We start from the raw sequence: 21,448 nt of genomic DNA on the forward strand, positions 1-21,448 counted from the left end.
CGGGCCCGCCCGGGCCCGGCGAGGATGTCGAGCGGCCGGTCGGTGGGGGCGGACGCGCCCGCACCGGCTGGCCGCTCGGCGGCCGCCCCTGCTGGCGGAGCCTCGATTCGGTGCCCGGTCAGAAGGGCGTTCCGTCACCCGAATCGCCCGGTCACCGGAGTCCCCGGTCAGCAGGGCGGCTGGAAGGGTAGGTCCGGCAGGTAGCGGCGCCATTCGGCGACGGTGATCCGGGGGTGGGCGAGCGCGCAGACCCGGTCGGCGGCGTGCTCGACGCCGGTGTGCCAGAGCCGCAGCGTCGCGTCGGCGGCACCGCTGGCCAGCGGTACGACCGTCCGGGCTGAACGCCACCGCGTCGACCCGCTCGGTGTGCCCGGTGAGCGTGCCGAGCGCGGCCGGACGGACCGGCTCGGCGACGTCCCACAGCCGCACGGTGTGGTCGAGGCCGCCGGCGGCGAGCAGCCGGCCATCCGGGCTGAACCCGAGATCGGCGATCCCGTTGGTGTGCCCGTTCAGGGTGGCCAGCGGTACCGGGTGACGCGGGTCCGACACGTCCCACAGTCGCGCCGTGTGGTCCGCGCTGCCGGTCGCCAGCACCCGGATGCCGCCACCCTCGGGCGGCGGTTGGGTGAGCCGGTCGAGCAGTCGGGCGGTCAGCGCGGCCCGCTACCGCAGCGCGGTCAGTTCGACCGCAAAGTCGACGCGGCCTCCAACGACGTACGTGCCAACACGTTTCGGCGAGACTACCGGCGCGAGGTTGCGTACGGTCCCGTACGGATAACTTTCCGCCACTTCCGGACCGGCTCCCGGGGGACGGACCGTACGGATGGCGCCGGTGTCCGGCCGGCCCGTCGAGTCCGGTTCCCGCCTCGGGTTCGGGGCGGGCGGAGAGGAGCCCACGTGTTCGTCGGTACGTCGGTACGAAGAAAATTCGCCTGGCCACTGTGCGCGCTACTGGCGGCCACCCTCGCGGTGGTGGCGGCGAGCTATCCCGCCGCCCCGGCCCGGGCAGCGACGCAGTACCAGTTCAAGTGGCATGTGCGTCGAGGTCGGCTGGGGCGGGCTCAACGACGGAGACCTGGTCGACCAGTATCCCTGCCATGGTGGCGCGAACCAGAAGTGGTTCCTGGAGAACCAGCCCGACGGCTTCCAGATCCGGGCTGTGCACACCGGCAAGTGCCTGGAGGCCGGCCGCCGGCACCTGGTGGTGAAGCTGGCCTACCAGGAGCAGTGCGCCGGTACGCCGTTCCAGCGCTGGCTGCTGATCGAGGTGGGCGAGTGGCCCACCAACAGGTTCACGTTCCGGAACGTCCACCACAGTAGCGAGTGCCTCGGGATCTACAACAACAGCCAGTCCGAATGGGCGGTCGCCGCCCTGCTGCCCTGCTCGCACACGGCGCCGAACCAGCACCTCAGCTCGCCGGAGATCGGATGCTTCCCCGGCTGACCACCGGCCGCGAGCGTCCGCCCCGGGCGGCCCGGCTGCCCCTGCCTGGCCACCGGGCGCGGCTGGGAAGAGAGCAAGAAAGCCGAGGACTCGGGCTTCCACCCCGAGATTTCGCCACGTCCTGCGGCATCGCCGTCGTCGCGTTCGTGATGTCGCTCTTCCTGACGCCGGCCATCACCGCGCTGCTCGGCCACGCCGCCTGGTGGCCGGAGCACGAGGACACCCACCCGGTCCCGGCGGGCGACACCGACGGGACGAGTCCCCGCGTGACGCCCGCCGGGGAAGCCCGATGGCGGACCAGTCAGGGCTGCCCGCACAGGTGACCGTCGGGAACGTCGTGACCAGGACGCGTCAGGATCACCGGTCCCGCGGCGAGCCCTGCACCAGCGGCACCGTTCCCGGTGGCGACCATCGCCGCGGTGCCGTACCCATCAATTTTTGATTCACAATGTGGACAGCTCACGCCAAAGCACTGAGACCAGGACTATTGTGCCTGGTCGTCGACCTGGCTGCCCGTCTTCCGGCATGTACGTCGAATATACAAATCTTGTACGCGTAGCCGACAAGGCCTCATCTACATTGCATCGATCAACGAAGTGTGACGCGCTGACCCGCTGTAGAGGAGCGCCGCGGCAATGAGCCTCAAGATCGCGATCATCGATGATCGATCCGTTACCTTCCGCGGGCTGATCGAGGTGCTCAAGGACGCGGCGAGCCTGGAATTGGCCGGCGTCTTCGCCGCCTTCGCGGATCCGCAGCTGCTCGCGTATCCGCGGGACGCCCTCATCGCGGTCGGAGATCCGTTTGCCCAGCCGGTCCGCCAGCCTCTCCAGCTACCGGGGAACCTCCCGGTAGTGGTCATGTCGAACTCGACGGACCCCGACGATGTGCGGGCGGCGCTGCGCGCCGGTGCCCGGGGCTACCTGTCCAAGGGAGCCAGCGTCACCAGCCTTGTCCGGGCCATCGGCGCCGTTGCCGCCGGCGACTTCTACCTCGGAAGCAACCTCGGCACCGTCCTCGCGGCCGATCGCTCGCTGTCCGACCAGCCCGGCGACGACCCGGACCGGACCGTCGGCGCCGTATCGGTCAGTGTCCTCACGCCGCGGGAGCGGGAGGTGCTCACGCTTGTCGCCCAAGGCCTCACCCACAAGCAGATCGGCCAGCAGCTCGGCCTCTCCAAGCCCACCGTGGACACCTACCTCCATCGGGTGCGGCGAAAGGTGCGGGCGCACAACAAGGCCGGGCTGACCCGGGTCGCCATGGAACTGCGCCTCATTCCGGGAATCTGATCCCGTCGCGGTCGATGGCCGCCCCCGGCACGGCGACCGTCGCTCACGAGACGACCGCTGGAATGTGACGTATCCGGGGCCTACGGATGCGGGCTACCTTTTGCCGTGACCAAGCCTCGAAACATTTCGGTCATGCGTAACAGTCCCAGGTAACGGGACCGTCGCTGGCTGCCGGCTCGACGAGCGAACAGGAGGGTGCGATGCGACCGGCCGTGCGGACAGCGAACCCGGATCCGGACGGTGATACGGCCGAGCGGCTCTCCGAGGCCGAGGTGACATTCCGGGTGCTTGGTCCGCTGGCACTCGCCAAGGGCACGGAGGCAGTTGTGCTGCCGCCGTCCCGGGTAACCAACCTGCTCGCAGCGCTACTGCTGCGCCCCAACGAGGTGGTTTCGGTGGGCGCCCTGCAGGAGGCGATCTGGGGCGACGACCAGCCGGCGGCCGCGAAGGGGGCGCTGCAGACCTGCGCCATGCGGCTGCGCCAGCTGTTCGTCCGGCATGGGATCACCGCCACGGCCATCGAGACGGTGCCTGGCGGATACCGGGTCCGCGCGTCCGCCGAGACGGTCGACCTGGTCCGGTTCCGCGAACTGGCCAAGGCTGCCGATTCGCGGCCGCAGGACGATCAGCAGCTGGTGCTCCTCGAGGCGGCCCTGGCGCTGTGGAACGGTCCGGTGCTGGCCAACGTGCCGTCGGAAGCGTTGCACCGCGACATCGTGCCGAGGCTGAACGAGGAGCGGCTGCGGGTCCTGGAGCGGCTCTGCGACCTGAAGATTCAGCTAGGGTTCACCGCGACCGCCCTGGTCCAACTCTGGGAGGCCACCCGCGCCTACCCGGGGAACGAACGCTTCGCCGAGCAGCTCATCGAGGCGCTGTACCGGACTGGCCGGCAGACCGAGGCGGTGGCCGAGTACCGGAGAATCAAGGACTACCTCTCCGGCGAACTGGGCGTCGACCCCAGGCCCCGCCTGCGGCGGCTCGAGTCAAGCATCCTGACCGGACAAATGCTGGACGGGCGGGCTCAGATCACCACCTCCGGCCAGCCCGCCGAGCCGCCCGACACGGCGGCGAGCCGGCCGTCCGTCCGGGCGCCGCGGGAGTTCGTCGGACGCGCCGCCGCTGTCCGGGTAGTGGCCGGACGGCTCGTCACCGCGACGGGCATCGTCGTGCTGACCGGCCCACCCGGCGTCGGTAAGAGCGCGCTGGCCCGGCACGTGGCGGCACGGATGAGAGAGGACTTTCCGGCCGGCCAACTCATGATCAAAATGCGGGCCCCGGGTGGCGAGCCACTGACCACCGACGAGCTGGCCGCCCGGGTGGCGGGCTGGACGCGCACGGGCGCACGGCGACGCGGCCTGCTCATCCTGGACGATGTGGCCGACGTGCAGCAAGCGCTCACCGTCGCGCCGATGTGGACGCCCGGGGACGCCGTCCTACTCACCAGCCAGTTCAGTCTCGCCGGAGTCGTCGCGCGGTTCGGTGGTTGGATAGAGCGGCTGGAGGGGCTCAACCCCGCCGAGTCCGTCACGCTGCTGTCCACGCTCATCGGCGAGGAGCGGGTGGAGGCCGAGCCGGCCGCCGCGGCGGAGCTCGCCGAACTGTGTGGCCAACTGCCGCTGGCGTTGCGGATCGCCGCCGGCCGTCTGCTCACCCGGACCAGTGCGAGCCTGGCCGAGTCGGTCGCCTGGCTCCGCGAAGATCCGATCAATCGGCTGGCGCTTCCCGGCGACCCGGACATGTCGTTGCTCAGCCGGTTCGACACGGCGGTGAACCGGCTGCCCCCGGCACTGGTGGACGCGTTCCTGAGCCTCGGTACCCACGACCAGGACGCGCTCGCGCTGCCGGCCGTGGCGGACCGGCTGCGGGTCACCCCCGACGTCGCCGAGGCGATAGTCGACCAGCTCGCCGACGCCAGCCTGTTCGAGGAGCGTCCGGGGCACTACCGGATGCGCGAACTCCTTCGGCTCTACTCCCGTGCCGCCACCGACGGTCGGCGGCCGGACGCCGATGCCGTTGTCACCCTCACCGCTTCAGGAACGGAGTTCTGATGACAGCTGTGTATGAGTCCGTTGCTGCCACCCGGCCTCGGATCCGCCGAGATGTGCTGTTCACCGCCGCGTATGACGGCGTTCTTTTTCACAACCCGGCGGGCGGCTTCCGGATCACCTCACCCAGCGCCTATCGACTGGCCAGCCTGCTGGTCCCGCACCTCAACGGACGCCGGACGGTAGCCGAGCTCTGCGCCAAGCTGCCCGAGCCGCAACGCGCCATGGTCGGCGAACTTGTCAGCGCCCTCTTGACCCGCAAGCTCGCCCGCGACATCCCGCCCGACGAGGTGGATCCGGCGACGGTCGTCGGCGCGGCGGTGGCGAAGCGGTTCGCCAGCCAGATCGGCTACATCGACCACTACGTCGATGGCGCGCCGCAACGGTTCGCCGCCTTCCGCGACAGCACCGCGGCGGTCATCGGGAGCGGGCCGATCGCGCACGCCTGCGCCACCAGCCTGGTACGCAACGGGATGGCCCGGGTAGCGCTCGTCGGCAGGGGTGACGGGACCGCCGCTGCGGAAGCCGCGGAACTGCGCTCCACCGGCGTACCGTCCACGGTGCTCGACTGGCCGCCCGGCGGCGACGGGCTGAGCTGGGCCGACCTGACCGAGGCCGACGTCGTACTGGTGGCCGGTGGCGACGGCGCCGCCCGGTTGGCGCACCGACTGCTCGCCGCCGGCGTTCCCGAGGGCAAGACAATGATTCCCGCGTGGACGTTCGGCAGCCGGGCGATCGTCGGCCCGGCCTGCGGTGCCGGTCACCCGGGCTGCTGGTACTGCGCGATGCTGCGGCTGACGGCCAACGCCGGCGGTGCCGCCGCCGCCGACGTCTGGCGCCAGGTGGCGGTCGCCGCCGCGCCGTCGACCCTCCCCCGTCCGGTCGGCCCGCTGGCAGCCATGATCGGCAACCTTCTGGGGTTCGAGGTGTTCCGGCTCACCACCGGCGCCTTGACCGCGGAGACCGACGGCAAGTTGATCGTGCAGGACCTGGACTCGCTCGACGTGGTCAGCGAACCGCTGTTGCCGCACCCACTGTGTGTCTACTGCCGGCCGGAACCACCGCGGATCCCGCTGGCCGCCGTCGTCGTCGACGCGCCGTCGCCCGCCCAGGTCGCCGACGAGGACGAGGCGGCCGACGCCGAGGCCGCCGAGCTGGCCGCGCGGGACCTCCTGCTGCAGCCGCACACCGGCGTGTTCCAGCGCTACGACGACGAGGACTGGGAGCAGACGCCGGTCAAGATCGGTACGGTACGGTTCACCGATCCGTCGGGGACACCCCGGCGGATCAGTGCCTTCGACGTACACCATGTGGTCGGGGCCCGTACGCGCGCGCTGGCGCTGGCCGCCGTCACGTACGCCGATCAGCTCGGCGCGGGCGCGTACGACGCGGAACCGGTTACCGGCGACTGCCTGACGAGCGACGCGCGGGTCGAACTGCCGCGGGCGGTGGTCGAGCCGTTCGGCATCGCCAACGCGGACCGGGCTGTCGAGCCGAGCCGCGCCGGAGCCGGGGCTGGCTTCGACCCCGCCGAGGCGATTCGGGATGGGCTCGCCTCCGCCTTGGCGTTCGCCGCGCTGCGGGACGCGATAGCCGGTACGCCGGTGGCGCAGGTGCCGCTGGACGCCCTCGGGGACGATCCGGAGCTGCGGTTCCTCGCCAAGTCAGCGGCGAATCTGGACGTCACCGTCGACCTACTCGACCTCACCGCGAGTGCGCCGGGTGGGGTACCCACGCTGCTCGGCCGGTGCGTCGAGCCGCACAGCGGCGGAAAGCTCTGGTCGATCGCCGCCGACCCGTCGTGGCGGAAGGCCGCTGTGCGTACGCTGTGCGACCTGCTCGGGCGGGTCCAGCTTCGACAGCAGTCGGCTGACCCGGAGGCCACCGACGGGTGCGACCCCATGCTCGTCGACTTCGACGCCGACACCCTCGCGGTGGCCGGTACCGCTCCGGTCGGGCTCGACGCGGGTGGCGGCTGGCAGGGTGTGCTGGACGATCTGGCGAAGGCCGGCACAGATGTCGTGGTGGTGCCGATCGGCGGCGCCGACCTGCCGGCCGGTGGACTGTCCGCGGTCCGCGTCGTGCTCCAGGAACGGTCCTGTTGATGAGCTCGGCCGCCGTGGACCCGGAACCTCGGATCACCGCAGCACTCAGCGCGCTGCTGAACGCCGCCGACCCGGCGCCGCCCGTCGTCGTGTATCCGCTCGGCGTGCGCGACGAACTCGGCGTGCGCGACGAACTCACCGCCACAGTGCCAGCGGGCGGCGTCGCGACAGTGCAGGCGCGGGTGCTGGTCTACGGCCGGCATGCCCTGCTCGCACCCGAACGGGGCGGGGTCGGCTGTGCCCGCTGTCTCGCCCGGCGATGGCAGGCGATCCGGCCGGCGGAGCTGCGCGACGCCCTGGAGCTGGGTGGCGAAACGGCCGCCGCGGGAGACTGGCCCTACGCGACCCCGTTCGCCGCGGACGCCCTGCGCGCCCTGCTCGCGGCGGCGGCCGGCACCACCGCCACCGTCCACGTACTCGACCTGGAGACGCTGCGGGTGAGCCGGGTGCCGCTGGTACCGGACGGCGACTGCCCGGAGTGCGCCCGTCCGGTGCCGGACGCACCAACGGCACCGGAGCTGACGGCGAGCCCGAAACGCGCGCCGGACGCCTTCCGCATCCGCAGTGCCGCCGACTATCCGCTCTCGACCACCGCGCTGGTCAACCCGGTCTGCGGCGTGCTCGGCCCCGGCCTGCGGCCCGACGCCACGTCACGGTCGGCGGCGGCGGTGCACGGAGCCTTCCAGGTGCGCGGCGGCGAGTACCTGCGGGAGATGATCCACGGTGGCCACGCCGACAGCTACGCGCGCAGCGCACGACTGAGCCTGCTGGAGGGACTTGAGCGGGCCGCTGGTATGCGGCCGTCCAGCAAGCGCACCACGGTGGTCGCGGCCCTGGACGATCTCGGCGAAGACGCACTCGACCCGCGCGAGTGCGGGGTGTACGCGGACGAGTTCTACCAGTCGAACCGCCGCATCCGGCGGTTCGCACCCGATCGGCCGATCCCCTGGGTCTGGGGATGGTCGATGCGTGACGCGCGGCCGATCCTGGTTCCCGAGGTGTCGGTCTACTACCACCAGGCAAGGGTGGAGGACCGCTTCGTCCAGGAGTGCTCCAACGGCTGCGCCTCGGGCGGCAGCCTGGTGGAGGCGGTGTACCACGGCCTGATGGAGGTGATCGAGCGAGACGCCTTCATGCTTGCCTGGTACGGCAAGCGCTCCCTGGCCGAGATCGACCCTCAGACCAGCCGCCGCCCTCAGACCCGGCTCATGGTGGACCGGCTGGCGATGTACGGCTACCGGGCCCGGTTCTTCGACGCGAGGTGCACGTTCGACATCCCCGCGGTCACCGCCGTGGCGGAACGGATCGACGGCGGCTTCGGCACGCTCGCCTTCGGCGGCGGGGCGAGCCTGGACCCGGAGACCGCGGTCGCCGCGGCGCTGTGCGAGATCGCGGCCGACGCGATCCTGCTCAGGGTGCGCGCCGCCAGCGTGGAGCCCCAAATACGCGAGATGGTCGACGCCTATGACAAGGTGCTGAACCTGCACGACCATCCGCAGCTGTACGGGCTGCCGGAGATGCGCGGGCACGCGTCGTTCCTGCTCGACTCTGGCGCCGCGCCACGCTCGATGACCGAGACGTACGCCGGTGCCCGGCCGGCTCCCCCGCTCGCCGGCGACCTGCGTGACGACCTCGAACGATCTGTGTCGACGGTGACCGCGCAGGGCTTCGACGTGATCGTGGTCGACCAGACCCGGCCGGAACAGCGGGACCTCGGCCTGCACACGGCCAGCGTGACGGTACCGGGGCTGTTGCCGATCGACTTCGGCTGGCAGCGGCAGCGGGCCCTGCACATGCCCCGCCTCCGTACCGCCCAGCGCCATGCCGGGCTGGCCGACCACGACCTGCGTGATGACGAGATCCACCGGGTCCCGCACCCGTACCCCTGAGGTGAGGCGATGACGACAACCGATACTGCCGGCAGCTACGCGCACGAGTACGCGACGGCGATCCTCGAGCGCAACCGGGTCCCGATGCCACCGGTCGACTTCCAGCCCGACTGGTCGGACAAGCCGCGGCCGACGAAGTACTACCCCGGTGCCCTCTCGTTCCCGTTGCCCGACATGCCGCCGCCCCGGTCGGCCACGGTCGGCGCGGGCATCGCTCCGGATCCGGGCGACGAGGCGTTCAGCCTGCCGATGCTGGGCGCCATGCTCCGCGACTCGTACGGGCTGATCGGCCGCCGGCTCGGCATCCAGGCCAACACCGACACGCCCGGGTATCCGTGGTACGCGCGGGCGAACTGGCACCGCGGCACCGCCTCCGGTGGTGGCCTGTACCCGTGCAGCGTCTACTGGGTCGCCGGGCCCGGGGCCGGAGTCTGCCCGGGCGTGTACCACTACTCCTGCCGGCACCACGCGATGCAGCGGTTGCTGGCCGGTGAGGTGACGGCACGGGTGCGCGCCGCCGCCGACCTGCCGGCCGACACCACCCAGTTCCTGGTGGTCGGCGTCAAGTACTGGGCGAACTCCTTCAAGTACAACAACTTCTCGTATCACGCGGTGTCGATGGACGTGGGTACGCTGCTGCAGACCTGGCGGCTGTGGGCCGGTGGCCAGCGGCGGCGGATCGAGCCGAGGTTCTGGTTCGACCAAGCGGCGCTCAGCCACCTGCTCGGAGTGCCCCCGGAAGAGGAGGGCCTGTTCACGGTCGTACCGCTGAGGTGGGCGGCGGCCGGGACGACCGACGCCCCGTCCCAGGGGACCACGGCCACGGTCACGGTCGCGGCGACCGACGGTGCCTCGGTGCTGCGGCGCGACTCCGAGCAGTCCCGCGTCGTACTGACCTTCGACGCGTTGCGGCGCATCCACCGGGAGACGGCGGAGTCGGCCACGTCTCGGCCGGAGCCGGGTGCCCTGGCCGCCGCCGCAGCCAGGGCCGTGCCCGACGGCGGCGACCGGGTGACGCTCCCACCGGCGAGCACGATGGACATACCGATCCGCACCGCGCTGAGCCGCCGGCGCAGCAGCTTCGGCCGGTTCGACGGCAGCGTCGCGATGGACGGGGCCGACCTGGCCGCGCTGCTCACCGCCGCATGTTCGGCGCACCTGCCGACCGAGATCACCAGCGACGACGGAACCCTGACGAAGTTCTACGTCTTCGTCAACCACGTCCGCGGGGTGGCACCCGGCAGCTACGAGTACGACCCGACGCGCCACGAGCTGCGCGCCATCCGGCCCGGCCCGCCCGGCATGTTCCTACAGCGCAACTACTTCCTGCCCAACTACAACCTGGAGCAGGCCGCGGTGGTGATAGTGCCGACCATCCGGGTACACGCGGTGCTGGACGCGGTCGGCCCTCGTGGCTACAACGTCGTGAACGCCACGATCGGCGCAGTGGCGCAGAACGTCTACACCGCCGCGGCGGCGCTCGATGTCGGCTGCGGTGTCGCGCTCGGGTTCGACGCCGTCTCGTACGTCGAGGAGCTCGGGCTCGACGCGACCGGCGAGACGCCCCTGCTGATCATGCTCGCCGGCCACGAGCGGGACCTGCCCGCCGACTACCGGCACGAGCTGCGATGAGCCGGGCCATGACGACGTTCCCCGCGGTCGAGGATGCCGCGCCGCCGCGGCGCCGTCTGGGTACCCACTTCGCGGTACGGGTCGGCGGCCTGCCGTACGACACGGTGGCAGCGTTGCGCTGCCCGGAGGCGGCCAGCTGCGCCGGCGAGCTCCTCGACCTTGAGGGGGAGCTGCGCGCCGTAGCCGACCGCGTCAGCGACGTGCTGCACGACCTGGTCGGAGCCAACGAGGACGGCGAGTCCCGGCGGCGGCTGCTCGCGCTGCGCCGACGGATCTTCAAGGGCGTGCTCCCCACCGACCAGGACGGCGCGCTCGCCGCGGTGGCCGCGGTCGACCCGGCCGCGGTCGACCCGGTACGCGAGTGGCTGGCCCTCGCGCAGCGGATGGCGTCGCTGCGGCAGGAGCTGGGCACCCGGTTGGAGAAGGAGATCGACGGCTCCCGCGCCGAGCTGTGGCGTCTCTCCGGCGACCCGCGGCTGCGCGCCGGTATCCAGATCGCGTCACCGGCACTGGACGAGCAGCTCGTCGCCTTCGCGGGGCGTGACGGCGCGCCGCCCCCGGCGAAGAAGATGCGGCGGGTCGAACGGTCGGTCCTGTCGTACCTCTACCGCACCGCGTGCAAGACCAGCCCGTTCAGCTCGTTCACCGGGATCGGGGTCGGCGGATTCGACCCGGACGCGACCGCACCGGATCTCGCGGTGCCGGCGCAGTGGCGCAGCTACGTCCGGCTCAACGTGGTGGTGGTGACCCGCATCGTGGATGCGATCAGCGCCGACCTCGGCCGCCGGGGCGACCTGCCGGTGGTGTTGAGCCCCGGCCTGCGCCAGGACGCCGAGCGGGTGCGGTACGTGCGGCGTTGGGTCACGCCCGGCGACGACAGCGCCTCGGTCAGCTTCGACTCGATCCAGGACGGGCTGTTCTACCTGCGTCGCAGCGGCCTGCTCGACCAGCTCACCGGTCTGCTCCAGGACGGTGCGTGGCGTTGCGCGGACCTCGCCGCCTGGCTCCGGCAGCAGACACAGGCGAGCCCGGAGCAGTGCGAGGAGTACCTGTCCATCCTGCTCCGGCTGGGCATCCTCCAGGTCGACGGGTTCGCCGTCGAGGTGCACACGCCCGATCCGCTGCGCAACCTGCGGGACTTCCTCACCACCCTCGACCGGCCCTGGGCCGACGACCTGGCGGTACGCCTGGCCGAGCCGATCGAGTTCGTCGAGGCCTTCCGCGTCGGTGAACTCGCCGACCGGCGGTCCGCCCTGCGCCGGTTGCGAGAGGCGCTGCGGGACATCCAGGTCTGGCTGGGAGCCGAGGCGGCGTCCCTGCCGCAGGCCCTGCTCTACGAGGACTGCCGCGTCGATGAGGACCTGTCCACGCCGGCCGACGAGTGGCGACGGCTGGTCGGCGGCGACCTCGCCGCGGTGGAAGGGGTGCTGCCGGCCTTCGACATGACGCTGCCGCACCGGGTCACGTTCCACGGCTTCTTCCTGGCCAGGTACGGCAGGGGTGGTCGCTGCGACGACCTGCTGCGCCTTGTCGAGGACTTCCACGAGGACCTGTACGAGCAGTACGCCTCCTACACCGCCGACCTGCGACCGTTCGCCGAGGACGGTACCTACCGGCCCGAGGAGAACTGGCTCGGCCGGCCGGAGTTGCCGGCGCTCGACCGGGCCAGGCAGGACTTCGCCGACTACCTGCGCTCGGCTGCCGCGGCGGCACCGGACGCGCCCGAGCTGAAGCTCGATCCCACGGTGCTGAACAAGCTCAGTCGAGGCGTACGCGACCTGCTCGGCGGGTTCCGGCCGCAGGCTCACCTCGTCCAGGTCGCCCGGCGGCGGGAGGGCCCCCTGCTGGTGCTCAACCAGTCCCTCGGCGGGCTGTCGTTTCCCTTCAGCCGCTTCACGCACTGCTTCGAGGACACCCCGCTCTCCGCGCAACTGCGGGCGCAGGCGGCCGCCGTCGCGCCGCCGGGAGCCGTCTTCGCCGAGGTGACCGGCGGCGCGGCGACCACCAACCTGAACCTGCACGCGCAGCTCACCGACTACGTCATCGTCTGCCCCGGGGAGACGAGCCTGGTGCCGGAGGCCAACCAGCTGCCCCTGGCCGACCTGTACGTGCAGCACGACGTCGACACCGACCAGGTGGTGCTGCGTTCCCACCGGCTGGGCAAGGAGGTGATCCCGGTATATCTGGGCTACCTGGTGCCGATGGCGCTGCCACAGCTACACCGCACGCTCCTGCTGCTGTCGCCGACGTCGATGGCCCCGCTCGACCTGTGGCGGGGGGTGCCGAAGCCGCCGGCCGTGGACGGCGTCACCACGCGTCCACGGGTCCGGGTCGGGGACGTGGTGATCAGCCGGCGAAGCTGGTCGATGACGGCGGCCGCGCTTCCCCGTCGCGGTGATGGCGACACCGACACCGCCTGGTTCCTCGGCTGGCAGCGGTGGCGACGGGCGAACGGGTTGCCCGCCCGGATGTTCGCGACCGTGCACGGTGCGGACGGTGGCCGGGCGAAGCAGAAACCGAAGCCCCAGTACGTCGACTGTGACAGCTATCTGTCGCTGCTGGCCCTGGAGGCGTCGCTGGACGGCGCCGAGGACCGCGTGGTGCTGCGCGAGATGCTGCCCGCCGGCGACGAGCTGGTGGCGAGCTCCGACCGGGGTGGCCACGTCGCCGAGTTCGCCATCGAGACCTTCCCGATCTCCCCGACGGACGGAGCCGGAGATGCCTGAGACGGAGATGCCTGAGACGGAGCCGGCGGCGGCCGGAGAGGCCCTCGCCGCCGAGCCCGGGCGGTGGCTGGCCATCCACATCTTCTACGGCGGCAGCGCCCGGCCGATGCTGACCGAATGCATCCGGCCGCTGGTCGACGAGTTGCGCGCGCAGAACCTGCTGGCCCGCTACTTCTTCATCAACTACTGGCTCGAAGGCCCGCACGTCCGGCTGCGGCTCAAGCTCCGCACCGCCGCCGACGAGCCCGCCGTACGGGCCGCGGCCGATGCGGCCATCCAACGGTTCCTGACCGAACGACCGGCGCTGTACGAGCTGGACGCCGGCTACCGCGCGGAGCTCTACAACCTCCTGTTCGACCTGGAGTTCCCCCAGGGCAAGCCGGCCGAGCTGGTCGGCCCGGACGGCAACGTGCGGATGCAGCCGAACAACTCCTTCAGCTACCGCCCCTACGAGCCGGAGTACGGCAAGTACGGCGGCCCGGCCGGTATCGCCCTCGCCGAATGGCATTTCGAGTACTCCAGCGACGTGCTGATCGACGCGGTCCGGACGATGAACCTCCACCTGCGGCCGGTGACCCTGGGCACCGCGGCGCAGCTGATGCTGGTGACGGCCGGCACGTTCCTGCCCGACCGCGCCGAGCTGGCCGAGTTCCTGGACACCTACCACGACTTCTGGCACCGGGCCTTCGCCGGCACCGACTTCGTCAACGGCATCGACTACGCGACCATGTACGAGCGGCTGGCGCCGGACCTGGACCGGCGGTTCCAGCCCATCCTCGGTGCGCTGGACCGCGGCGAGCAGCACCGGTTGCCGGCGTTCCTGCGTGGCTGGGCCGAGCACGCCGCGCAGCTGCGGGAGCGGGCGCGGCGGCTGGCCGAGTCGGGGCAGCTGACGTTTGCCTTCCCGGAGGGCACTCCCGCCGTCACGGTCACCGACCCGCGCGTGGCCCTGCCGCGGTTGCTCTCGCCGTACCTGCACATGACGAACAACCGGCTGTACGTCACACTCCGGGACGAGGCCTACCTGGCGTACCTGCTGGGCAGGGCGGTGCGTGACTCGTTGGCGGCCAGATGACCGACAGCGTACTGAGCGACGGGGCGACGCTCCTCGCCAACCGGCCGCGGGTGCGGTCGGACCTGCTGTTCTCCCGGGAGCTGGGCCGCGGGCCGGACCGGATCTATCTGGTGAAGGTCCGTGGCGGCAAGGCGTTCGAGGTCGCGGCCAAGGAGCGGTTCCTGCTGAGCCGGTTGGACGGGCAGCGGTCGCTGGCCGAGATCGGCGAGGAGTACGCGGCCCGGTTCGGCCGCCGGCTGGGCCCGGCGCAGTGGTCGCAGCTGCTGTGGCTGCTGCACCAGCGTGACCTGCTGCGGCCGCCCGGGGCGCCGGAGGGGCGCGCGGTCGCGCCACCGCGCACGCTGGGCCGGCTCGCCGCCGCGTTCGCGTGGGTCTTCTCGGCCCCGTCCGGCGTCGTCCTCGGTGTCGGGTTGCTGGCCATGTACGGCTCGCTCGCGGCGGCGGCTCCCGGACTGTGGCGGGCCGCCGCGCCGGCGTTCGGCGACTGGCGCCACGTGGCCGGGATCGTCGCGGTCTGCTACCTCAGCGCGATGCTGCACGAGCTGGCGCACGGCGTCGCGGCGACCCATTTCGGCTGCCGGGTCGTCCGGCTCAACCTGCTGGCCTTCAGCTGCCGGGTGGAGGAGTACCAGTACCTGCCCGCACGCGCGCAGCAGGTCGTCATCGCGGCCGCGGGTGGCGTGGCGAACAGCCTCCTCGTCGTCCCCTTCGCGTTCGCCTGGCTGGTGACAGCGGACGGCTCGGCCGGGCACCGGTTCGCGGCGGCGATGGTCGTCGCCGGCGCGGTGCAGAGCCTCGTCAACTTCGTTCCGGTACCGCCGCTGGACGGGTACAAGATGCTCAGTCACCAGGTCGGCATGGTCGCGCTCGCCGAGGAGAGCCGCTGGTACCTCTGGTCGCGGCCCCGGTACTGGCTGACCCGGCGCGGTCCGCGCTACCCGAGGCGGGCCCGGTTGGTGCTCGGCCTGTACGGCATGGCGTGGCACGCCACGATCGCCGGCGCCGGCACGGCCATCGCGTACGGCGCCGGTGACCTGTTGCGGCCGTACCTCGGTCACGCCGCGTACGCCGGGTCGGCAGCGGCCGTCGTCCTGACCATCACCCTGTGGCTCGTCGCGCGGCCGCGTCGCCCCGTGCGGGCCGTACCAGCCCAGCCAACCCCGCACCACCAACGAACCCAGTGAGAGGCAAGGCGATGGAGACGAATGCAGAACCGGCCGTGGCGGTCACGCGGCTGAGCAAGTCCTACGGTGAGGTGCGCGCCGTCGACGACGTGACCCTGACCGTGCCGCGCGGCGAGTTCATCGGGTTGCTCGGCCCGAACGGCGCGGGAAAGACCACGCTGATCGAAATCATCGAGGGACTGCGGGTGCCGGATGCCGGCACCGTCACGGTGCTCGGCCACCGCCCGGCGCCGCGCAACCTGGCACTGCTGCCGCTGATCGGGGTGCAGACGCAGCAGTCGGCGTTCTTCCCGCGACTGAGCGCGCGCGAGCACCTGGAGACGGTCGCGGCGCTCTACGGCCTGGACCGGCAGGCCGCGCAGCGGGCGCTGGACCAGGTCGGGCTGACCGATTCGGCCGATGTGCGGGTGTCCAACGTCTCCGGCGGCCAGCGGCAACGGCTCGCCATCGCCTCTGCCCTGGTGCACCAGCCCCAGGTGATCTTTCTGGACGAACCGACCGGCGCGCTGGACCCGCAGGCCCGTCGGGACCTGTGGGCCATGCTGCGCCAGCTCAAAGGGGCTGGAAAGACCATCGTGTACACCACCCACCACCTCGACGAGGCGGAGGCGCTCTGCGACCGGGTCGCCATCCTGCACCGCGGTCGGATAGTGGCGCTGGACGCGCCGCGTCAACTCATCAGCCGGGCCGCCGCGGGCAGTCAACTGCTGCTGCCGGTCGGCCGGCTCGCGCCGGAGCAGGCCCTCAAGGTCGACGGTGTCGACTCGGTGACGGAGGAGAGCGGCACGCTCATCCTGCACACCCAGCAGCTCCCCCAGGTCCTTGCCGCGCTCGGCGCCACCACCGACCTGGCGGGTGTTCAGACCAAGTCGGCCACCCTGGAAGACGTCTACCTGGAACTGATCGGAGCACAGTCATGACCGCCTTCGTGGCACTGACCCGGGCCACCATCAAGGCGAGCAGCCGGGACACGGCGACGGTCTTCTTCACCTTCGCCTTTCCGCTGATCTTCCTCGTCATCTTCGGCCTGATCTTCCAGGGCCAGGAGGTGGAGGAGACTGGCAACCAATACATCGACTTCATCGCGCCGGGCGTGCTGTCCTGGGGGTTGGGCAACGCGGCGGTGTTCGGGATCGCCTTCATGCTCGTGCAGTGGCGCCGGGACGACCTGCTGCGGCTGATCCGACTCACGCCCTCCCGGGCCTCCAGCGTGGTGCTCGCCCGCCTCGTCGTCGCCGTCTTCGTCGGGATCGCCCAGTGCGTACTGTTCATCGCGGTCGCGATGCTTCCACCGTTCAACATGACGGTGGCCGGGCCCTGGCCGCTCGCGCTGCCCATCATGCTGCTGACCATCGCCACCTTCCTGGCGCTCGGGCTGATCATCGGTTCGGCGGCGAACACTCCGGAGGCGGTGGGAGCCGTCACCAACTGCGTCGTCATACCCATGGCGTTCCTGTCCGGCGCGTTCATCCCGGTCGAGCTCATGCCGGGTTGGCTGCAGAGCGTCTCGTACGCGATGCCGTTGCGCTACGTCGACGATGCCCTGGTCTACTCGCTCGCGGGCGCCGGTGAGGCACGGGCGTACTGGGTCGCCTGCCTGGCGCTGCTCGGGTTCGGCGCCGTCTTCACCGCGGTCGGCCTGCGCCTGTTCAAGTGGGGCAACGAGGAATGACGCCTGCACTCCAGACCGCGCCGGAGGCCCCGCTCGCCGCCGGCGCGGTCCAGCTCCAGCGCGACCTCGACGCCCGATGGTCGGCGCGCCGGGTGCCCGGCGGCGAGCCGCCCGCGGTGGTCACACTCGGTGCCGTTGACGTCACGATCGCCCCCGACCCGGTACGTCGCGCCGCCAACGTCCACCTGACCGGCGGCGCGGTGCTACTCGGACCGTGGGGCGGTGCTCCCGGTCACTCGAAGCCTTGTGGACACTGCCTTGGCGTGCGGTGGCAGCGGCTGCGTGGCCGCACCGAACGCGAGGCGCTGGAGATCGGCCTCGGGCTCAACGCCACCGGCGTCTGGCCGGAGCTGCCCGAGTACATTGTGGACGCGGTGTGGAGCGTGTTCTGCGCGCTCGTCGACTCGCCGCCCGCAGCCGGCGCCTATCTCGACCCGGACAGTGCCACGCTGTCCCGGGTCACCTCGGTGGAGCTGGGCGGTCTGCGCTCGTACACGGTGCCGCTGCTGCGCGAGCCGCTCTGCCCGAGCTGTGCCGATGCCGCACCGGACGGCGCGACGCCGTTCGAGACGCCGCGATCGCGCCCGAAACCCCAGCCGGACCGGTACCGTGTGCGCGGCGTGCACGACTACCCCCTGCCGGTCGGCGCGCTGGCAAACCCGGTGTCCGGCGCCATCGGGGCGGGCGCGCTGATGAACCCCGCACTGCCGACGACCGCCGCGGTGACCGGCGGCGTCTTCAACCGTGGCTACGCGGGCCTGATGGACATCGCCTGGAGCGGGCACGCCAACAGCTTCGCCGACAGCCTGCGCCTGGCCTACCTCGAAGGGGTGGAACGCTACGCCGGCACCCACCGGCGCCGCCCGGGCCCACCGCTGGTCGCCGCGTACACCGAGGTCGCCGACCGGGCACTCGATCCGACCTCCTGCGGCGTGTACACCGACGAGACCTACGACGCCGACCACATGGTGCGGCGGTTCGAACCCTCCAGACCGATCCCCTGGGTATGGGGACACCGGATGCGCAGCGGCGAACCGATCCTGGTGCCGCGGCGGTTCTGCTTCTACATGTCAGGGGCGGACGGGGACAACTTCGTCCTCTCCTCGTCCAGCGGCTGTGCCACCGGCGGCTGCCTCGAGGAGGCGATCCTGTACGGGCTGCTGGAGCTCATCGAACGGGACGCCTTCGTGCTCGGTTGGTACGGCCGGGAGCGGTTGCGTCGCATCGACCTGGACTCCTGCGACAGCGCCGCGGTGCGCACGATGGTCGACCGCGCCCGGCTCGCGGGCTACGACGTGCTCGCCTTCGACAATCGCATCGACCTGACCGTGCCCGTGGTCACCACGGTGGCGGCGCGCCGCGACGGTGGCCCGGGGCTGTTGTCGTTCGCCGCGGCGGCGCACCTGGCGCCGGAACGCGCCGTCGCCGCCGCGCTCTCCGAAACGCTGACCTACATCCCGCTCAAGCGCCGAACGACCCTGCGACGGCGACACCAGCTCGACGCCATGGCCGAGGACTACTCGCTGGTCCAGACCGTGCACGACCACGCCGACCTGTTCGGCCTGCCGGCGATGCGCGAACACGCGGAGGACTATCTCGCCGACCGCCCACTCGAGTCGATGGCTGCGGTGTACGGTACGCCCCGGCCGCCCGATCCCGACCTGCGCCAGGATCTACAGGGGGTACTGGACGAGCTGCACGGCAAGGGCTACGAGGTGATCGTCGTCGACCAGACCACCCCGGAGCAGCTCGGGATGGGGCTGCGTACCGTCTGCACGATCGTGCCCGGCCTGCTGCCGATAGATTTCGGCTGGCGTCGCCAACGGGCCCTCACGATGCCCCGGCTGGAGCGGAGACTGCGCGAGCGGGGCGGTGCGGTCGACGGGCCGCGGCTGGTCCCCCATCCGTTCCCGTAACGTCGCGTTCGTCACGGCGGTGGCCGCCAAGCTCTGATGCGCCTGCCGGCCACCGCCGTCAACCGTTTTCGACGGTCAGGCGCTTGTCGCCGCGCACGAGGTGGAGCTCGTGCAGCTGCAGCTCGACGTGGTGGCGCACGACGTCGACGCAAGAACGGCCTCGGTGACGTCGGTGTAGTCGGCGATCGCGAAGGTCTCCGTCTCCAGGGCGAGGATCTCCTCGGCCAGGAGGTCGAGGTCGGTCTGCTCGTTCATGGGCACTCCTCGGTATGGCGGTGGTGGCCGCCGCGTTCGACCGCGCCGGCCACCACCGGGTCCATTGCTGATCGGCTGGTCAGCCGCAGCAGGAGCTGGACGAGTTGGAGCTCGTGCACGACGTGGTGCTGCTGCAGCACGAGGTGGTGGCGGAGCAGGAGGTCGAGGCGAGGACCGCCTCGGTGACGTCGGCGTAGTCGGAGATCGCGAAGGTCTCCGTCTCCAGGGCGAGGATCTCCTCCGCGAGAAGGTCGAGTTCGTTCTGCGCGTTCATGGGGACTCCTAGGGTTGGTCGGCGGGTCAGCCGGAGCGAGGGCTCAGGCGCTGCAGCTGGTGGACGACGTGGTGGCGCTGGTGGTCGAGGTGGTGCTGGAGCAGGAAGTCGAGGCGAGGACCGCCTCGGTGACATCGGCGTAGTCGGAGATCGCGAAGGTCTCCGTCTCCAACGCGAGGATCTCCTCCGCGAGAAGGTCGAGGTCGTGCTGCGCGTTCACGGGCTCTCCAGGGTTGGTCGGCTGGTCAGCCGCAGCAGGAGCTGGACGAGTTGGAGCTCGTGCACGACGTGGTGCTGCTGCAGCACGAGGTGGTGGCGGAGCAGGAGGTCGAGGCGAGGACCGCCTCGGTGACGTCGGCGTAGTCGGAGATCGCGAAGGTCTCCGTCTCCAACGCGAGGATCTCCTCCGCGAGAAGGTCGAGTTCGTTCTGAGCGTTCATGGGGACTCCTTTGTGCTGTATCGGGGCCGGGCTCTCCGGACGAGGGCCTGGCTTTGCCATCACAGTCCACCGGGTGACGCTCACCGATCGGCCACAGCGCGCTGGCAGGGCGCCGACCGACGATGACAGTGACCTGTGAGCGCGGTGACGAAGACTTGGCGCATGGCCATCCGGGCGCTGGTGCCGACCGGTGCGGTTCAGGGCGACATCCTGCGTGAGGCGCTGGGTTTGTACCGACACCTGCACGCCAACCCCGAACTGTCCGGAGCGGAGGCACAGACCGCCGAGGCTTTCGCGGCCAGGCTGGGCGCATCCGGCTTCGACGTCACCACCGGGGTGGGTGGGCACGGGGTGGTGGGCAGGCTCACCAACGGCGCCGGCCCGACCGTATTGCTACGCGCCGAGCTGGACGCGTTACCCGTTGCCGAGGAAACCGGGCTGTCCTATGCCAGCGACGTCGTCACCCGGACCGCCGACGGTGCCGAGGTCCCGGTGATGCACGCCTGCGGGCACGACCTGCACCTGGCCTCGCTCGCCGGCGCCGCCGCCGTGCTCTCCGCCGACCGGGAGCGCTGGCGGGGTACGCTGCTCACGGTCGGCCAGCCCGCCGAAGAGACCCTGCTCGGCGCGGCGGCCATGATGGACGACGGTCTCTACCACCGCTGGGGCCGCCCCGACGTCGCGCTGGCGCAGCACTCCGCGCCACTGCCTGCCGGGATGGTGGCACACGGCGAGCTGATGACGGCAGGTTCGGTGACCCTGGAAATCACCATCGACGGCCGCGGCGGACACCCGGCCATGCCCCACCTCTGCGTCGACCCCGTGGTCACCGCCGCCTCCATCGTGACGCAGTTGCAGACGATCCGCTCCCAGCGGATCGACCCGTCCGAACCGGCGGTGCTCACCGTCGGACAGTTCTCGGCCGGCAGCCGCGCCAACGTGATAGCGGACAGCGCGACAATCGGCGTCACGATGCGCGCGTACTCGGCCGCGACGCTGAGCCAGATGCGGGAGGCGGTCGAACGGATAGTCCGGGCTGCCTGCACCGCCGCCGGCACACCCGGCGATCCCCGCATCGCCGTGGTCGCACAGGCCCCGGTCAACCGGCCCGATCCGCGGGTCACCGCCCGGGTACGGGCGGCCCACGCGGACGCGTTCGGCGCCGTCCGGGTCGGCGGATGGCCGCCGTCGCTCGCCGCCGAGGACTTTCCCGTGTTCGGCGCGGACGGCGTGGCCACCGGGTACTGGATGCTGGGCACGATCAGCCCAGCTCAGTGGCGTGCCGCCGCCGGTGACGCGGCTGCCAAGCTGGCACATATCCCGGGCAACCACTCGCCGCGGTTCGCCCCGCACGCCGCGCTCGCGCTGCCGACCGGCATCCAGGCGCTGGTGAGTGCCGCACTCTGCTGGCTCGGTGCGGACCCGGACGAGGAACGACTCACTTTCCCCGGTTGAGGCGGCCGCCGTGCCGGAAACCCATCGGTCGCCGGCTCACGCTCTGC

19 protein-coding genes and 1 pseudogene are annotated in these 21,448 nt (G+C 71.4%); 14 read left to right on the top strand and 6 right to left on the bottom strand.

All coding sequences use genetic code 11. From position 1 onward, the window contains the following. Positions 1-167: 167 nt before the first annotated feature. Together R6Y94_RS22445 and R6Y94_RS45230 are read right to left on the bottom strand one after the other, a co-directional pair. On the bottom strand, positions 168-467 hold the full coding sequence (locus R6Y94_RS22445; protein ID WP_318397863.1) for a hypothetical protein: 300 nt from the start codon (positions 465-467) through the stop codon (positions 168-170). Continuing rightward, a pseudogene (locus R6Y94_RS45230) lies at positions 352-594 on the bottom strand (WD40 repeat domain-containing protein); the annotation flags it as partial. The pseudogene R6Y94_RS45230 and the gene R6Y94_RS22445, both read right to left, overlap by 116 nt. Before the next feature lie 229 nt (positions 595-823). Here R6Y94_RS45230 and R6Y94_RS22455 point away from each other — a divergent pair. The 13 genes from R6Y94_RS22455 to R6Y94_RS22515 all read left to right on the top strand — a co-directional run bounded on the left by R6Y94_RS22455 (position 824) and on the right by R6Y94_RS22515 (position 18,977). Next, entirely contained in the window at positions 824-1,444 is a 621-nt protein-coding gene (locus R6Y94_RS22455; protein WP_318397864.1) for an RICIN domain-containing protein, read from the top strand. 146 nt (positions 1,445-1,590) lie between these two features. Further along, positions 1,591-1,767: a hypothetical protein gene (locus R6Y94_RS22460; protein ID WP_318397865.1), complete on the top strand. Its 177-nt coding sequence runs from the start codon at positions 1,591-1,593 to the stop codon at positions 1,765-1,767. 312 nt (positions 1,768-2,079) lie between these two features. Then, on the top strand, positions 2,080-2,733 hold the full coding sequence (locus tag R6Y94_RS22465) for a response regulator transcription factor (protein WP_318397866.1): 654 nt from the start codon (positions 2,080-2,082) through the stop codon (positions 2,731-2,733). A 200-nt stretch (positions 2,734-2,933) separates the two neighbouring features. Beyond that, the gene (locus tag R6Y94_RS22470; RefSeq protein ID WP_318397867.1) at positions 2,934-4,781 is read left to right on the top strand and encodes a BTAD domain-containing putative transcriptional regulator; all 1,848 of its coding nucleotides are present in this window, start codon (positions 2,934-2,936) and stop codon (positions 4,779-4,781) included. After that, positions 4,781-6,883 (top strand): TOMM precursor leader peptide-binding protein, encoded by a 2,103-nt coding sequence (locus tag R6Y94_RS22475; RefSeq protein ID WP_318397868.1) that lies wholly within the window; start codon positions 4,781-4,783, stop codon positions 6,881-6,883. Before R6Y94_RS22470 ends, R6Y94_RS22475 begins: the two co-directional genes overlap by 1 nt. After that, complete coding sequence (locus R6Y94_RS22480; RefSeq protein WP_318397869.1) at positions 6,883-8,772, top strand: TOMM precursor leader peptide-binding protein; 1,890 nt, start codon at positions 6,883-6,885, stop codon at positions 8,770-8,772. Before R6Y94_RS22475 ends, R6Y94_RS22480 begins: the two co-directional genes overlap by 1 nt. 9 nt (positions 8,773-8,781) lie before the next feature. Further along, a complete protein-coding gene (locus tag R6Y94_RS22485) occupies positions 8,782-10,404 on the top strand; it encodes a nitroreductase family protein (RefSeq protein WP_318397870.1) in 1,623 nt (540 codons plus the stop codon). A gap of 8 nt (positions 10,405-10,412) precedes the next feature. Then, positions 10,413-13,130, top strand: a complete 2,718-nt coding sequence (locus tag R6Y94_RS22490) for a lantibiotic dehydratase (protein WP_318397871.1) — start codon at positions 10,413-10,415, stop codon at positions 13,128-13,130. A gap of 7 nt (positions 13,131-13,137) precedes the next feature. Next, positions 13,138-14,205, top strand: a complete 1,068-nt coding sequence (locus R6Y94_RS22495; protein ID WP_318397990.1) for a lantibiotic dehydratase C-terminal domain-containing protein — start codon at positions 13,138-13,140, stop codon at positions 14,203-14,205. Beyond that, positions 14,202-15,389 (top strand): peptidase M50, encoded by a 1,188-nt coding sequence (locus tag R6Y94_RS22500; protein ID WP_318397872.1) that lies wholly within the window; start codon positions 14,202-14,204, stop codon positions 15,387-15,389. The genes R6Y94_RS22495 and R6Y94_RS22500 overlap by 4 nt, the downstream gene beginning before the upstream one ends. Beyond that, positions 15,386-16,309 carry an ABC transporter ATP-binding protein gene (locus R6Y94_RS22505; protein ID WP_318397873.1) on the top strand — a complete coding sequence of 308 codons (924 nt, stop codon included), beginning with the start codon at positions 15,386-15,388 and terminating at the stop codon, positions 16,307-16,309. Before R6Y94_RS22500 ends, R6Y94_RS22505 begins: the two co-directional genes overlap by 4 nt. Then, entirely contained in the window at positions 16,306-17,061 is a 756-nt protein-coding gene (locus R6Y94_RS22510; protein ID WP_318397874.1) for an ABC transporter permease, read from the top strand. Before R6Y94_RS22505 ends, R6Y94_RS22510 begins: the two co-directional genes overlap by 4 nt. Continuing rightward, complete coding sequence (locus R6Y94_RS22515) at positions 17,058-18,977, top strand: TOMM precursor leader peptide-binding protein (protein WP_318397875.1); 1,920 nt, start codon at positions 17,058-17,060, stop codon at positions 18,975-18,977. The genes R6Y94_RS22510 and R6Y94_RS22515 overlap by 4 nt, the downstream gene beginning before the upstream one ends. A 75-nt stretch (positions 18,978-19,052) precedes the next feature. Here R6Y94_RS22515 and R6Y94_RS22520 read toward each other — a convergent pair whose 3' ends face one another. From R6Y94_RS22520 to R6Y94_RS22535, 4 genes are all read right to left on the bottom strand, one after another. Continuing rightward, complete coding sequence (locus R6Y94_RS22520) at positions 19,053-19,232, bottom strand: thiazolylpeptide-type bacteriocin (RefSeq protein ID WP_318397876.1); 180 nt, start codon at positions 19,230-19,232, stop codon at positions 19,053-19,055. Between the two features lie 79 nt (positions 19,233-19,311). Further along, positions 19,312-19,506 carry a thiazolylpeptide-type bacteriocin gene (locus R6Y94_RS22525; protein ID WP_318397877.1) on the bottom strand — a complete coding sequence of 65 codons (195 nt, stop codon included), beginning with the start codon at positions 19,504-19,506 and terminating at the stop codon, positions 19,312-19,314. 43 nt (positions 19,507-19,549) lie between these two features. After that, positions 19,550-19,726: a thiazolylpeptide-type bacteriocin gene (locus R6Y94_RS22530; RefSeq protein WP_318397878.1), complete on the bottom strand. Its 177-nt coding sequence runs from the start codon at positions 19,724-19,726 to the stop codon at positions 19,550-19,552. Positions 19,727-19,751: 25 nt separating this feature from the next. After that, on the bottom strand, positions 19,752-19,946 hold the full coding sequence (locus R6Y94_RS22535) for a thiazolylpeptide-type bacteriocin (RefSeq protein WP_318397877.1): 195 nt from the start codon (positions 19,944-19,946) through the stop codon (positions 19,752-19,754). A gap of 162 nt (positions 19,947-20,108) precedes the next feature. Here R6Y94_RS22535 and R6Y94_RS22540 point away from each other — a divergent pair, with 162 nt between their 5' ends. Further along, positions 20,109-21,401, top strand: a complete 1,293-nt coding sequence (locus tag R6Y94_RS22540) for an amidohydrolase (RefSeq protein WP_318397879.1) — start codon at positions 20,109-20,111, stop codon at positions 21,399-21,401. Positions 21,402-21,448: the final 47 nt, after the last annotated feature.

The sequence above is a fragment of the Plantactinospora sp. KLBMP9567 genome, from assembly GCF_033446045.1.
In the GTDB taxonomy this organism is placed as follows: domain Bacteria; phylum Actinomycetota; class Actinomycetes; order Mycobacteriales; family Micromonosporaceae; genus Plantactinospora.